This is a genomic window from Nonomuraea sp. NPDC050663, from assembly GCF_044456985.1.
Classification (GTDB): Bacteria; Actinomycetota; Actinomycetes; order Streptosporangiales; family Streptosporangiaceae; genus Nonomuraea.
The window spans coordinates 376,537-391,401 of record NZ_JBITGL010000004.1; the positions used below are offsets into that span (position 1 = coordinate 376,537).

10 protein-coding genes are annotated in these 14,865 nt (G+C 68.7%); 2 read left to right on the forward strand and 8 right to left on the reverse strand.

The features are described from left to right. Positions 1–2: 2 nt before the first annotated feature. The 4 genes from ACIBH1_RS15035 to ACIBH1_RS15050 are packed head-to-tail and all read right to left on the reverse strand — an operon-like array spanning position 3 to position 4,813. On the reverse strand, positions 3–821 hold the full coding sequence (locus ACIBH1_RS15035) for a carbohydrate ABC transporter permease (RefSeq protein WP_397314293.1): 819 nt from the start codon (positions 819–821) through the stop codon (positions 3–5). Further along, entirely contained in the window at positions 818–1,702 is an 885-nt protein-coding gene (locus ACIBH1_RS15040; RefSeq protein ID WP_397314294.1) for a carbohydrate ABC transporter permease, read from the reverse strand. Before ACIBH1_RS15040 ends, ACIBH1_RS15035 begins: the two co-directional genes overlap by 4 nt. Beyond that, positions 1,703–3,055, reverse strand: coding sequence for an ABC transporter substrate-binding protein (locus ACIBH1_RS15045; protein WP_397314295.1), 1,353 nt, complete (start codon positions 3,053–3,055; stop codon positions 1,703–1,705). It lies immediately after the preceding gene. 12 nt (positions 3,056–3,067) lie between these two features. Next, positions 3,068–4,813, reverse strand: a complete 1,746-nt coding sequence (locus ACIBH1_RS15050) for a glycoside hydrolase family 127 protein (protein ID WP_397314296.1) — start codon at positions 4,811–4,813, stop codon at positions 3,068–3,070. Between the two features lie 142 nt (positions 4,814–4,955). On the opposite strand from ACIBH1_RS15050, the gene ACIBH1_RS15055 reads away from it, so the two are divergent. Further along, positions 4,956–5,948 carry a LacI family DNA-binding transcriptional regulator gene (locus ACIBH1_RS15055; protein WP_397314297.1) on the forward strand — a complete coding sequence of 331 codons (993 nt, stop codon included), beginning with the start codon at positions 4,956–4,958 and terminating at the stop codon, positions 5,946–5,948. On the opposite strand, the gene ACIBH1_RS15060 is transcribed toward ACIBH1_RS15055, so the two are convergent. Together ACIBH1_RS15060 and ACIBH1_RS15065 are read right to left on the reverse strand one after the other, a co-directional pair. After that, on the reverse strand, positions 5,936–9,160 hold the full coding sequence (locus ACIBH1_RS15060) for a discoidin domain-containing protein (protein ID WP_397314298.1): 3,225 nt from the start codon (positions 9,158–9,160) through the stop codon (positions 5,936–5,938). The genes ACIBH1_RS15055 and ACIBH1_RS15060 overlap by 13 nt on opposite strands. Then, positions 9,157–10,536 carry a glycoside hydrolase family 43 protein gene (locus tag ACIBH1_RS15065; protein WP_397314300.1) on the reverse strand — a complete coding sequence of 460 codons (1,380 nt, stop codon included), beginning with the start codon at positions 10,534–10,536 and terminating at the stop codon, positions 9,157–9,159. The genes ACIBH1_RS15060 and ACIBH1_RS15065 overlap by 4 nt, the downstream gene beginning before the upstream one ends. 221 nt (positions 10,537–10,757) lie before the next feature. Here ACIBH1_RS15065 and ACIBH1_RS15070 point away from each other — a divergent pair, with 221 nt between their 5' ends. Beyond that, positions 10,758–12,770, forward strand: coding sequence for a cellulose binding domain-containing protein (locus ACIBH1_RS15070; RefSeq protein ID WP_397314301.1), 2,013 nt, complete (start codon positions 10,758–10,760; stop codon positions 12,768–12,770). Here ACIBH1_RS15070 and ACIBH1_RS15075 read toward each other — a convergent pair. Together ACIBH1_RS15075 and ACIBH1_RS15080 are read right to left on the reverse strand one after the other, a co-directional pair. Beyond that, positions 12,651–14,006, reverse strand: a complete 1,356-nt coding sequence (locus ACIBH1_RS15075; protein WP_397314302.1) for an MFS transporter — start codon at positions 14,004–14,006, stop codon at positions 12,651–12,653. The genes ACIBH1_RS15070 and ACIBH1_RS15075 overlap by 120 nt on opposite strands. Next, entirely contained in the window at positions 14,003–14,857 is an 855-nt protein-coding gene (locus ACIBH1_RS15080) for a polysaccharide deacetylase family protein (RefSeq protein WP_397314303.1), read from the reverse strand. The genes ACIBH1_RS15075 and ACIBH1_RS15080 overlap by 4 nt, the downstream gene beginning before the upstream one ends. Positions 14,858–14,865: the final 8 nt, after the last annotated feature.

Below are 14,865 nucleotides of genomic sequence, written 5' to 3' on the forward strand. Positions count from 1 at the left end.
CCTCAATTCTTGATGCCGGTGAGGGTGACCCCTTCGATGAAGTAGCGCTGCAGGAAGAAGAAGAGCGCGATGATCGGGGCGATGACCGCCGCGGAGGCGGCCATGAGGTAGCCCCACTGGGTGATGTACATGCTCTGGAAGGAGGCCAGGCCGATGGAGAGGGTGTAGCTCTCCTCGTCGGTCAGGTAGAGCAGCGGCCCCAGGAAGTCGTTCCAGGTGCCGATGAAGGTGAAGATCGTGACCACGATCAGCGCCGGCCGCGACAGGGGCATGACGATGGTCCAGAAGACCCGCCACGGACTGGCTCCGTCGATGTAGGCGGCCTCGTCCAGCTCGAAGGGGATGGTCAGGAAGAACTGCCGGAGCAGGAAGACGTTGAGCACGCCTCCCCCCGCTCCGGCGAACCAGCTCGGCACGGTGAGCGGGATGATCGTGTCGAGCGCGCCGAGTTCCTGCCACATGACGAAGGTCGGGATCAGGGTCACGGCGTAGGGCAGCATGATGCTGCTGAGCAGCACCGCGAAGACCGCGTCCCGGCCCCTCCAGCGCAGCCTGGAGAAGCTGAAGGCGGCGATGGAGCAGGTCACCACCGTGCCGAGCACGCTGATCACGGCGATGACCACGGTGTTGACGAAGTAGCGGCCGAAGGGCTGGGCGGTGAGCGCCTCGGTGAAGTTCGACCACTGGAACGGATCGGGGATCCATTCCGGTGGCGCGACGAACATCTGGGCGTCCTGCATGAGGGCGCTGCGGATCAGCCAGACGAAGGGCACCAGGGTGACCGCCGCCCCGAGTCCGAGCGCCACGTAGACCCATCTCATCGGGCGGCCGCCATCTCGTAGTAGACCCAGCGCCTGGCGTTGCGGAACAGCAGGAACGTGACCAGCACGATCACCATGAACAACACCCAGGCCAGCGCGCTGGCGTAGCCCATCTCGCTCTCGCGGAAGGCCTTGCGGAACAGGTAGTAGACGTAGAAGAGGGTGGCGTTGTTGGGTCCTCCCTCGGTCATGACGTAGGCCTGGTTGAAGACCTGGAAGGTGCCGACCACCCCGACGACCAGGTTGTAGAAGATCGTGGGGGTCATCATCGGCAGGGTGACGTGCCAGAACCTGCGCAAGGGCCCGCCGCCGTCGATCGAGACCGCCTCGTAGAGGTGCCTCGGCACCCCCTGGAGCCCGGCCAGGAAGATCACCATGGTGTTGCCGAAGCCCCAGGTGCTCATGATGATCAGCGACGGCACCGCCGTACCCTCGTCGTAGATCCACATCCCGTGCTGGCGCAGCAGCGAGTTGAGCAGCCCGAAGTCGGGGTTGAAGATCCAGATCCAGAGCACCACGTTGGCGATGGACGGCACCAGGGTCGGCAGGTAGAAGATCGTGCGCCAGATCGCCAGACCCCGCACCCGCTGGTTGAGCAGCATCGCGACCGCGAACGCCACGATGAGCGCGACCGGCACCGAGCCGAGCGTGTAGTAGGTGGTGACCGACAACGACTGCCAGAACAGCTCGTCCCGCACCAGGTCCTGGTAGTTCTGGATGCCGACGAACGACGGCGTCCCGCCGATCTGCCAGTCGGTGAGGCTGAAGACCAGCGACGCCACCATCGGCCCGGCGGTGAAGATCAGGAAGCCGAGGATGGCGGGCACCGCCAGGAACCAGCCCCAGCGGCGCTCCAGACGTTTCTGGCCCGACAACACCATCTACAGCTCCTGCGTGTGCTGCCAGCCCTGGAGCAGCCCGGTGACCTTGGGCGCGACCTCCTTGAGCACGTCGGCGGCGGGTCGTTTGCCCGTCTCGATCTCCTGCAGCGCCGGGGTGAGCACGTCGGCGCTGATCGCCGACAGGTTCTTCAGCCGCCCCCGGATGTCGGGCACGCCGTGGTCGCGCGCGTAGTCGACGACCGCGGTGCGGAACTCGGGCGGGTGGCCGTCGTTCTTGGTCCACGAGTCGATCGCCGCCTGGTCCTCGTAGTACTTGCGTTCCTGCGGCATCCACAGGCCCTGCTTGTAGAGGTCGACGTAGCGGGGGTCGATGTGGAAGGCGAACAGCTCGACGGCCTCCTCCGGGTGCTTGGTGCCGGCGAACACCGCGGAGGCTCCCGCGACCTGGCTGGTGGTGAACGGCTCGCCGTACTTGGGCAGCACGCCGATGCCGTAGTCGACCTTGCTCTCGTTCATGTCGAGAAGGCTCCAGTGCCCGTCGACGACCATGGCCACGCGCTTGGTCTTGAGCAGGATGTTGGTGCCCGGCACGTCGTCGCCGGTGGCGGCGAGCTGGCCGGGCCCCGGCATGACGCGGTGCTTGTAGATGAGGTCCTGCAGGTTCTGGAAGACCTGGATCGCCTCGGGCGAGTCGAGCAGGCACCTGGTTCCGGCCTGGTCGGCGAAGTCGGCGCCGTTGCTGCGCAGGAAGCCGTACCAGGCGGCGGCGTAGGTGATGCTGCAGGAGATGCCGAACTGCCTGACCTGCTTGGGGTCGAAGCCTGACTCGTCGGGGTGCTTGCCGTTCTGGTCGACGGTGAGCTTGTAGGCGTTCTGGATCAGGTCGTCCCAGCTCCAGGCGCTCGACGCGACGGCGGGCGGGGTGACTCCGGCCTCGGCGACGGCCGACTTGCTGTACCAGAGCAGCTCGATCTCGTTGGCGGTGGCGACGCCGTGCAGCTTGTCGGCGCCGTACCAGAGGTAGGCGTCGTCCAGGTACCCCGCCAGCTGCGGATACTTCGACAGGTAGGGGAAGAGGTTGACCAGCTTGCCCTGCTCAGCCAGCCGGAACGACATCGCCATCGGCACGTAGCCGACGTCCGGCACCTTCCCGCTGGCGACCAGGGTGTTCAGCTTCACGTCGTACTCATCGGGCGTGAACAACGGCTTGACCGTCACGCCCGGCTTGCTCTGCTCGAAGGCCTTGAGCATCTTGTCCACGGCCTTCTGCTCGAACGTCGAGCCCCAGTACATGAACTGCAGCGGCACGTTCCCGCCCGCCTGCTGGGTGCCGCTGCTGCATGCTCCGGTCAGGGCCAGCGCGCCTAACTTGAGCAGATCACGTCGTCTCATCAGAGTCGTCCTTTACGCGAGGGGGACCCAGACCCGCATCGCGCCGCCGTCCCGGTTGTCCCACTGGAAGTAGGGGACGGCCGTCGCGGTCGTGCCGGTGCTGGTCGCGAGGTGGTGGTGGGGCGAGTACGGCAGGCCTCGTGAGGCCTCGGCGACGCGCAGCGCGCCGGTTTCGATGAGCACGGTCCTGCCGATGCCGGGAAGCTCGGCGGGAACCGTGCGCAGCTGCGCGTCCTCGACCAGGGCCAGGTCCTCGACGTCCTGGTCGGCCTGTTCGAAGCAGTAGACGAGCGGCCCGCGCTCGATCGCCGCGCATCCCCGCAGCGCGTCGATCCGGTGGTGCGGGTAGACCAGCCGGGGCGTCATGTCGAGCTCCAGCTCGACCTGCTCGCCGACCTGCCAGGTGCGCGGGTGCCCGGTGTAGCCCTCACCGGGCACCCGCAGCATGAGCGACCACGGCGTGGCAGGCGCCCTGGTCACGGTGATCACGACGCGCCCGTCCCACGGGTAGTCGGTCTCGACCGACACCGCGAACTCCCCGGCGTCGATGGTCCCCGGCATGTACTGGTGCACGTAGAGGGCGTTCTCGCGGGTGGTGGCCACGTAGTGCCCGAGCGAGGAGAGCAGCCGCATGATGTTGGGCGGGCAGCACGCGCACGCGAACCATCCGCGCCGCCGTCCGAGGTAGGCGTCCTCGACCAGGTCGGCCCGCCGCTGCAGCGGGTTGACGTAGAAGAAGCGCTCGCCGTCGGCCGAGGTCGAGGCGGCGAAGGCGTTGTAGAGCGTGCGCTCGATCAGGTCGGCGTAGCGCACGTCGCCGGTGGCCAGCAGCAGCCGCCAGTTCCAGTGGATGCTCGCGATCGCGGCGCAGCTCTCGTTGTAGGCGCGGTCGGGCGGCAGCTCGTAGCGCTCGCCGAACGCCTCGCCGTCGTGCCGGGATCCCAGCCCGCCGGTTATCGCGGTCTTGGTGGCGACCATGTCCTCCCAGCGCCTGACGGAGCACTCCATCAGCGACTCGTCGCCGGTCTCCAGGGCGACGTCGACGATCCCGGCCTCCAGGTAGAGCTGGCGGACCGCGTGCCCGACGGCGGTGTCGGCCTCGCGTACCGGCAGGTGGTCCTGCGCGTACAGCGGGCCCAGACCGGTCTCGGGGATCAGCCCCTTGCCCCGGTTGTCGATCAGCTTGGCGGCCAGCTCCAGGTAGGGGCGCTCGCCGGTCAGCCGGTAGAGCTCGACCAGCGCGGTCTCCACCTCGGCGTGCCCGTCGATGCCGTCGTTGCCGCCGTCGAGGAAGACTCCCACCATCTGGTCGGCGAACTTCCTGGCGACCTCGACGAGCTGCGGCGCCAGCCCGGCGCGGGCCGCCGCCACGGCCGCCTGGAACAGGTGGCCCGCGCAGTACATCTCGTGGCTCCACTCCAGCTCGGCGTAGATACGATCCGGCTTGACGAGCTGGTAGTGGGAGTTCAGGTAGCCGTCCGGGCGTTGCGCGCGGGCCAGCAGCGCCGCCGCCCGCGCGGCGAAGGTCTCGTACGGCTCGCCCGGCTGCCTGGCGTGCTCCCAAGCGACGGCCTCCAGCTGCTTGTACAGGTCGGAGTCCTGGAAGCGGTATCCCTGGAAGTCGCCGGACTCCTCCCCCGCGGCGATGCGCAGGTTCGACAGCACGCCCGAGCGTTCCATCTGCTCCAGGCCGAGCGGGATGGTCGCCTGCCGGTTGATCTCCTGGCGCAGGCCCCAGAGCCCACCGGTGATCCGCACATCCTGGACGCCGAGCGGCCGATGTGCTGATTTAGTCGGTACGGCAGGCCCGCTCATAGAGCTCCTTCTACGCGATGGGAAAACCTTTGCTCAAACCGTAGGGTGTAATATTTCACGCGTCAACGCATTGAAAGGCAAACGATTGCCCACAACGATCAAGGACGTCGCAGCCGCGGCGGGCGTCTCCGTCGGCACGGCGTCGAAGGCGCTCAACGGCCTGGGCAGGATGCGCGAGGACACCCGCGCCCGGGTGCTGGCCGCCGCCCGGCAACTCGGCTTCCGGCCCAATCCCCTCGCGCAGGGGCTGCTGGCCGGGCGCACCTTCACCGTCGGCCTGGTCAGCAGCGACAGCTTCGGCCGCTTCAGCATCCCGGTGATGCTCGGCGCCGAGGACGCCCTGGGCGCGGGACAGATCTCGGTGTTCATGTGCGACACCCGCGACGACCCCATCCGCGAGCGCCACTACATCGAGCGCCTGCTGGCCAGGCGGGTCGAGGGCATCATCGTCACCGGCCGCCGCACCGAGCCGCGCGCCGGCATCGGCCAGAACCTGCCGGTGCCCGTCGTCTACGCGATGACGCAGTCGGTCGACGAGCGCGACCTGTCGATCATCCCCGACGACCGCGGCGGCGGCGAGCAGGCCGCGCGGCACCTGCTGGCCACCGGGCGCGCCAAGATCGGGCACATCACCGGGCCGGAACGGTTCCAGGCCGCCAGGCTCCGCGCACAGGGGCTGCGCGACGTGGTGGAGCCCGCGGGCGAGGTGCTGTTCGGCGAGTGGAGCGAGGAGTGGGGGCGCCAGGGAGCCGACATCCTCCTGCGTGCCGTACCCGACGTGGAGGCGATCTTCTGCGGGAGCGACCAGATCGCCCGCGGCGTCGCCGAGACCCTGCGGGAACGCGGCCGGCGGGTGCCGGACGACGTGGCCCTGGTCGGGTTCGACAACTGGGAGCCGATGGCGCTGGGCTGCCGGCCGCCGCTGACCACGATCGACATGAGCCTCGGCGACATCGGCAGAGTGGCCGCCGAGCACCTGCTCAACGTGATGGCGGGCCAGCCGGCCGAGAGCGGTGTGCGCACCGTCCCGGCCGGACTGGTGATCCGTGAGTCCACGCGGGTGGCTCAACTGCCGTAGACCTTCACTTCGAGCAGGCCGACGGAGGCGGTGCCGTTGGCGGTCAGCGCCACCCTGAGCCTGGTGGTGTTCACCGCGGCGAAGGTGACGGTGTTGTACTGGTTCTTGTTCAGCGTGTACGTGCCGGGCAGATCGACATAAGCACTGCCGTTCCAGTACTGCAGCTTCCACGACGCCGGCATGTCGATCCCCTGCTCGTCGTCGAAGAAGTACACGTCGGCACGGTTGACGTTCTGCGCCGACGACCAGGCCAGCTCCGCCCACTGCTGGCCGGTCTCCGGCCAGGTGCCCCACCTGGTGCCCTGGTTGGTACCGGGGATGTTGGAACTGGCCGGATCGTCACCCGTCCTGATGGCCGCGCAGCTCTCCCACGCCGAGGTGTAGGAGCACGTCGGGGTGGCCGACAGGGCGAGGTTCGACGGCGGTTGCACGCCTCCCCGGTTGTAGATCTTGATCTCGGTGAGGCCGGTCTTCGCGCTGTTCGTCGCGAGCACCCTGACCCGCTGCGCGGTGACGGCGGGGAAGGTGACCTTGTTGAGGTTGGCGCGCGGGGTTCCGGGCGCCTTGACCTGGCTCGGGACGTTCACCCACGCGGTGCCGTTGTGGTACTGCACCTCGTAGGCCGACGGGGCCCGGTAGGTGGTGCTGGCCGGTCTCGAGTCGCGGAAGTGCAGCCAGACCTCGTTGAAGGTCTGCGCGGAACCGAAGTTGATCTCGTACCAGTCCTGGGCGTTGGGCGAACCTCCCGCGCCCCAGAACGGCTCGTTGGTCGGGAAGCCGTCACGCGCCCCCGCCACGGTGGTGCCGGAGCCGGTGTACGACGCGCTGGCCGTGCCCAGGGTGGCCAGGTTCGTGAGGTTGCCGGTCAGGTCGACGCCCGCCTTGGCCAGCAGGTCGACCATCTGCGCGCCGGTGTGGGCGACCTGCGCGGGAGCCTGGATGCCCGAGGCGGCGCTGTTGTGCAGCACGGTGGCGCTCGTGGTGACCGCGCCGGTGGCCGGGTTGTAGGTCATCGGGGCGAGCTGGTTGATCGTGGCACGCCTGGTGCCGTTGAGGAAGATCGAGTAGCCCTCGGGCACGCCGGGGTAGCGCACCACGCCGTCGGCCGGGTCGTCCCAGACGATGGTCAGGTCGGCGTTGCGGTAGCGCAGGTTGTTGACGGTGAAGTGGCTCCAGCCGATGTTGATCGGGCTCAGCTCGACCTGGGCGTCGTTGCGCGGGCGCAGGCCCGCCACGTCCTCGACGATCGTCCAGTTGCTGCTGCCCAGGATGTTGTGGTGGATCCAGGAGCGGTAGGCGATGCTGCTGCCGTTCCAGTCGGCCCAGAACTCGTTGGCGTCGGGCCACTGGGTGTTGCCGTTGACGTACTGCGCCCAGGCGTTCCAGTAGAGCAGCTTCTTGTACCAGGTGGCGTCGATCCACTCGTTGGGGTAGTTGCGCAGCACCGAGGAGAGCAGGCGGAACTGCACGGTGGAGTTGATCGTGGAGAAGTTGTTGCTGCCGGTGCCGCTGGCCGCCTTGTCGGCCTGGTTGGCGGTGTAGAAGGGGAAGATCGGATACTGCGCCGGGTCGTCGAAGAGGCGCAGCGCCTGCTTGTAGGTCGTGGTGTTGGGGATGGCCCCGACCGCGAACGGGTAGTAGTTGTTGATCTCCTTCCACGGGTTGTACGTCCCGTCGGGGTAGCGGTGCTCGAACAGCTGCCTGCCGGGGTTCCACAACACCGTGGTCAGCGCGTTGCCGATCTCGGTGGCCAGGGTGTTCATCTCGTTGGCCTTGGCGGTGTTGCCGATCGCCGCGTAGGCCTGCGCCGCGGCCCGCGCCCCGCTGTACTGGTAGGCGCCCTCGGCGCGGTCCATCCGGCCGGAGCGGTAGTGGAAGGAGACGGCGTCGGCGTCGTTGCCGGTCAACGCGCCCCAGTCGTACTCGATGATCCGGTTGCTGTTGGTGTCGTAGAAGGACAGCTGGCCCTTGACGTCCTGCTCGGCGTACTTGGCCAGGTTGGCGACGATGCCGGGCTGGCCGCCGTGGATCTGGTAGCTCTTCCAGGCCGCCTCTGAGACGTACTGCGTGTAGCTGTTGGACCAGTTCTCCGGGTCGCCTGGATTGTCTACGAACCTGCCGTTCTTCGAGGTCTGCCCGATCGACAGCCACGGGCCGTAGGACCACGCCGGATTGCGCAGGTACTTCAGGTCGTCGATGTGCATCGGCTGGGTGAGCACGATCGCGTTGTTGTAGCCCAGCACGCCCTCCATCGAGGTGGGGAACTGGAAGGTCTGGCCGGGGATGTCGGCGTCGAGGTGGTTGAAGCGCATCAGCCACCAGCGGTAGTAGATGTTCTTCTTGATCGCCGGTTCCGGCACGTCGATGTAGGGCACGTTCTGCGCCCACCACAGGTTGTAGGCGCGCACGTGGGTGGCGAAGGCGGTGGCCGGGGTGTGGGCGCGGTAGGTGTTGTACTCCGTCAGCGAGTCGGGGATCTCGTTGGCGACGAAGCCCATCTGCACCTTGACCGTTACCGTCTGGCCGGCGTTGACGGTGACGCTCCTGTTGAGACCGCCCGAGCTGACCGTGAAGCTGTCGCCCGACAGTCTCGGGTACAGGGTGGTCAGGCCGTTGTAGGCGTTGACCTGGCCGGTCAGTTCCGTGCCGCTGGCCGTACTGGCGTAGGGGGAGGTCGCGCGGAGGGTCAGCGTCGTGGCCGAACCGCCGTTGTTGGTGATGGCGAGGTTGGTGACCGCCACGTTGTTGTGGGTGATGAACTTGCTGACGTTGGCGGTCAGCGAGCCGCTGGTGTGCACGCTCTTCCAGTGGCTGGGAGCCTGCCAGCGCTGGTTGGGCTGCTCGGTCCAGGTGCCGGGGGTGATGGCGACGGCGTAGGCGTTCTGGTTGTTGATGCTCTCCCAGTAGGCGACCTGGCCGCCGAAGCCGATGACGGAGGGGGTGTGGGTCTTCATGAACAGGGCCCGGCCGCGCGTCATCAGCCAGGTGCCGGCGGGGTCGTTGCCGGGCCTGGCCAGCAGGCGGTCCATCCAGAAGTCGGTGCCGGAGCTCTCGGCGTCGTAGATGGCCTGCATCATGTTGCCGGTCGTGTAGCCGACCGGCGCGTTCGGTACGGCGGGGCCGCTGAAGGAGGGGTAGCCGATCGTCTGGTCGGCCTGGGCGGGCGCGGCCATGGCCACGACGAGGAGGAGGGCGAGGAGGATGCGTTTCATGGCAGGACCCGCCATTCGAGCACGCCGGTGGAGTGGGTGGTCTTGGAGGTGATGGCCAGCCTCAGCCGGGTGGTGCTGACCTGGGAGAAGGTGGAGACGTTGAAAGTGTTAGCGTTAACACCGCACGTCGCCGAAAGCGGCACGTAGGCGCTCCCGTTCCAGTACTGCAGCTGGCAGGAGGCGGGAAGGTCGATGCCCTGGTTGTCGTCGAACCAGTAGACCTCCGACCGGCCGACGGTCTGGGCGGTCGGCCAGCGGTACTCGATCCACTCGGTGCCCCGGTGGTCCCAGTTGCCGTAGGCGCCGTGGCTGCGGTCCTGCGAGTTGGCCGGGGTGAAGCCGTCCTTGATCGCCCCCAGCGTCTCCCAGGGCGAGACGTACGAGGTGTACGGCGTGGCGGACAGGGCCAGGTTGCCCGTGGACGGCCCGGTGGTCTGCACGACCTTCTGCATGGTGCCGTCGGCGTTGAAGAACAGCTTGTCGAGCGTCACCGACCTGCGGAAGTTGCCTCCGCCCGGGGCGCCGGCGTTGTGGTAGACCATGTACCACTGACCCTTGAACTCGATGATCGCCGGATGGTTGGTCGTCGAGGTCACCTGGTCGAGCACGACCCCGCGGTGGGTCCAGGGGCCGAGCGGGTTGCTCGCGGTGGCGTAGCGGATGCAGGCGTAGTTCGGCTGCGAGCAGCCCGAGTCGTTGGCGGCGTAGGCGAGGTAGTAGACGCCGTTGCGCTTGAACATCCAGGGGGCCTCCCAGAAGTTGGAGACGCCCTGCGGGGTGACCACCGAGCCGTTGATCGAGGTCATGGTGCTGTTGAGGCGGGCGGCGCGCAGGCCGTAGTAGGAGCCCCAGTACATGTAGACCTGGCCGTCGTCGTCGCGGAAGACGGTGGGGTCGATGTTGAGCGGTGAGGAGTTCGGCGTGCTGTCGCTCACCAGCGGCCCGCCGATCGCGTCGGTGAAGGGCCCGGTCGGGCTGTCGCCGACGGCGACGCCGATGTTCATCCAGCCGGGTCCGTTGCCGTTGATCGAGACGAACCAGTAGTAGCGGCCGTCGGCGCCCCGCTCGACCTCGGAGGCCCAGGCGTCGGCGCCAGCCCAGGGGAAGGTGCTCAGGGAGAGCCTGGCGCCCTGGCCGGTGAAGGTGGTGGCGTCGGTGGAGGAGAAGACGTGCCAGTCACGCATGACGAAGTTGGTACCGCCCGCGGGCGCCTCGTCGTGCCCGGTGTAGACGTAGAGGGTGTCACCGACGACCAGGGCGGCGGGGTCGGCGGTGTAGATCGCGGTCGTGATGGGCGCCGCCGCGGAGGCGGGGGCAGCCGACACCAGCATCAGGCCGACGGCGGCGACCGCGGCCCAGGCTCGTAATCGGATCATGCTGGAGCTCCTCCTCGAAATTGTCTAAAAGGTTTTCGGAAACGTAAGCGCAACATGAGGGCCTGTCAATGGCCTGTCAGGGCAGGATGCTTTACAAGGGTTTAGAGCAGCCCGTGAAACTTTCATCCCGCATTGACCGCCGACGCCGTGACATCGCATGATCAGGACGTCTTCTGGTCAGGAGGAGGCGCCGAACCGGTACTCCATGACGAGGTGCGTCGATGCGCAAAGCTGTGCTGGCAGCGATCCTGACCCTGACCTCCCTGACCCTCCCCGCGACCGCCCAGGCCTCGGCCGCTCCGGCGGAGGTGGTGGTCAACGCCCGGGCGGCCCTGGCCACCGTGTCCGACACGGCGATCGGGACCAACCATGCGATCTGGGACAGCCAGCTGGGCTCGGACCAGACGGCCGACCTGCTCAAGGCGGCGGGGGTGAAGCTGCTGCGCTACCCCGGCGGCTCCTATTCGGACATCTACCACTGGGCCGACCACACCGCCCCCGGCGGCTACGTCGCGCCCGACACCGATTTCGACACCTTCATGCGGGGCGTGCGGCGCACGGGCGCCCAGCCGATGGTGACCGCCAACTACGGCACCGGCACCCCGGAGGAGGCCGCGGCCTGGGTACGGCACGCCAACGTCACCAAGGGCTACGGCGTCAAGCTGTGGGAGATCGGCAACGAGAACTACGGCAACGGCCACTACGGCGCCGCCTGGGAGGCCGACAACCACGCCGACAAGAGCCCCGCCGAGTACGCGCGCCACGTGGTCGCCTACGCCGACGCCATGAAGGCCGTCGACCCCACCATCAAGATCGGCGCCGTGCTGACCACCCCGGCCAACTGGCCCGACGGGATCGTCGGCGCGGGCGACGCGGGCACCTGGAACCAGGTCGTGCTCTCCACCGCCGGAGCCAAGATCGACTTCGTCATCCTGCACTGGTACCCGGGCGCGCTGGACAAGGCCGGACAGATCCCCGACCTGGTCCAGCTGACCCGCGAGCAGATCGCCAGGCACGCAGGACCGGGATCCGAGCGCATCGGCATCGCGATGACCGAGTTCAACACCGGCTCCAGCAGCGCGGGCACCACCACCCAGCCCGGCGCGCTGGCCGCCGCCGACGCCTACGCCTCGCTGCTGGCCAACGGCGTCTTCACGGTCGACTGGTGGAACGTGCACAACGGCATCGGACCGGTGACCGAGGTCGCCGGGCACACCGACTACGGCGACTTCGGGCTGCTGTCGAGCGCAGGATGCTCCGGCGACGTGTGCGAGCCCGCCTTCAACACCCCGTTCGCGCCCTACTACGCGCTGCAGATGGTCGGCAGGTTCGCCCGCGCCGGTGACCAGTTCGTCCGCGCCTCCAGCACCGGGCCCGCCGCGCACGCCGTACGCAGGAAGGACGGCTCCGTCGCGGTGATGCTGGTCAACGCCTCGTCCGAGCCGGCGTCGGTGACCATCGACTACTCCGGCTTCGAGCCCGCCTCCGGCGCGCCCACCGTGCTGTCGCACACCAACGGCGCCACCTCCATCACCGAGGGCACCGCGGGCAGCGCCACCGCGCAGACCCTGCCGCCGCTGTCGCTCACCACGCTCGTCGTGCGCCCCGCCGCGGTCCCGTCGGGCCTGCCGGGAGCGCCCGGACAGCCCGTCGTCTCCGCCGTGACCGACGGCGCCGCGACCCTCACCTGGCCCGCCGCCGCCCCCGGCGCGCGGCCGATCGCCAAGTACGAGGTGTACCGGCAGAACGGCGCGATCAGCGAGCAGTACGGCGAGACCACCGGCGCCTCGCTGCGGGTGACGAACCTGCGCCCCGGCACCCGCTACACCTTCAACGTGCTCGCCCGCGACACCGGCGGCGGCCAGTCCTGGGGATCGGCCCCGGTGACCTTCACCACCGCCACGCCGGAGTCCGGTTCGTGCACGGTGAAGCTGACCAACCAGACCGACTGGGGCAGCGGCTACGTGGGCGCCCTGGAGATCACCAACACCGGGGCCGCGATGAACGGGTGGACGCTGGTCTTCTCCTGGCCGCGCGCGTGGCAGAGCCTGGGCAGCGGATGGAGCGCCGTCTGGACCCAGACCGGGTCGGAGGTGAAGGCCGTCAACGAGCCGTCAGCCGGATCCCTGGCCACGGGCGCCACCGTCACCGTCGGCTACGTGGGCAACTACAGCGGCCCCAACGTGCTGCCGTCCGTCTTCACCCTGAACGGCAGGGTCTGCACGACCCGGTAGCCGGATCGGGTAGACCACGAAGCAGACGAAGGCCAGCGCCAGGACCACCAGCGGGACGCCGCCGAGCAGCAGGCGCACGCCGGTGACCACGCTCTCCGGCTGCTGGGCGGCACCCGCCCGGTAGCCGGAGGCCGACAACACCACGGCCAGCAGCACCGCCTGGAGCGAGGCCGACCAGCGCACGATGAAGCCGTTCATGCCCATGTACATGCCCTCGCGCCGAAGCCCGGTGCGCCGCTCGTCGTCGTCGATCACCTCGGCGAGCAGGATCTCCAGCAGCACCATCATGCCCGCGATGCCCGCGCCGACGGCGACGCCCGTCGCGATGGCCGGCGGCAGCGAGCCGACCACCAGGAACGGCGCCAGGGCCAGGCCGTAGACCACGATCGCCGCCAGGACGGCCCGGCGCGGGCCGATCCTCGTGGTGACGCGGCTCCACACGTAGACGAGCGGGATGGCCGTGACGAAGACCGCGCCGAGTATGAGCGTGTTGGCGCTGTCAGGCTGGCCGAGCGCGTACTTCGTGAAGAACGGCACCCCCGCCTGCAGCAGCGCGAACGTGACCTGGAGCAGGAAGCCGCCCGCCACGTAGGCGAGGAAGGCCCGGTTGGTCAGCGTGTAGCGCACGGCCGTCAGGAAGCCGATGTGCCCGTCGGTCCTCCTGACCCGCTCCCTCGACCCGGTCAGCGACACCGCGAAGAAAACCAGCGCCACGACGGCGAACGCCGCTCCCATCGCGGGCCAGCCGATCGCCGGATAGAGCATCGGCGCGGCCGCCACCCCGACGATCATGCCGATGATGCCGAAGAGCTGGCGCCACGAGGCCGCCTTCGCCCGCTCGGCGATCGTCACGAACATCTCCGGGAACAACGCGACGTAGTTGAGCACGACCACCACGTGCAACACGTCGTAGACGAGCACGACGGCCAGGAAGTACCAGAAACGCGCCGTCGAGCCGTCCACCAGCGGCACCCAGATGAGGGCGAAGGTCGCCGCCAGCGGCGCCATCCCGACCGTGATGTACGGCACGCGCCTGCCCCACCGGGAGCGCGTCCTGTCGGACAGGTGACCCACCAGCGGGTTCAGCACGGCGTTGGCCGCGCCGTGGATGACCATGGCCAGGCCGATCAGCGCCGGGTCCACGCCCAGGTGGTCGATGTAGTAGAACGTGGCGAAGGTCGCGAACGCCTGGGTGAGGAGGTTGACGGCCAGGTTGCCGGAGCCGTACCTGATCAACGCGACCTCTGCACGTCACGCAGGTCACGCCAGCCGATCAGGGCGATCTCCTCGTCCGCCAGCACCTGCCGCACCTCTGGGTCGGTGAAGACCCGCAGCTCCATGGCGCGCTTCTCGTACTCCGGCATGATGTGGCGCAGCTCGTCGGTGTCCTCGAAGGGGTGGACGTAGATCTCCGTGACCCCCGGCTTCAGCGCGCGCAGCAGCGCGATCATGTCGGTCCTGAAGCTCTCGTACGTCTCGCCCTCGCGCTTGTGGAAGGGGAGGGTCCAGAGCCGGTCCAGGATCACCACGCCCGCGGCGTCCGCGCGTGCCGCCGCCGCCTCGGCGAACGGCTCCAGCTCCGGCGGCAGGCCCATGCCGTCGAGGGTGCGCGGCAGGCGGAACGGCAGGCCGTACTCCGCGCACACCGCCAGCACCTCGTCGAGGAAGTCGCGGCCGGTGACCAGGCCGTAAAGGCTGCCCATGTGGTTGTCGGCGTGCGACGGGTCCAGGCCGAGCTCGACGGCGCGGTCGATCTGCGCCGTGATCTCGGCGCGGATCTCCTCCGGATCCGCCTGCTCCTCGACGGTCCTGGACTCGTGCGGGAAGTAGCCCGCGGCGTCGCGCAGGCTCGCGCCGCCGGTGAGCGGGCTCCAGCGGTAGCCGCTCCACTCGCTGGTCAGCGTCAGGTGCACGCCCACGTCCCAGCCGTGCCGGCTGGCCGTGGCGATCGCGTCGGGCGCCCAGGGGCACGGCGTCATCACCGTGGCCGAACTGATCGCACCCGCTCGCAGCAGGGAGGTGATGCCGGTGTTGGCCGCGCGGCACATGCCGTAGTCGTCGGCGTTGATGATCAGCTGTCTGGTCACGGGGGGCC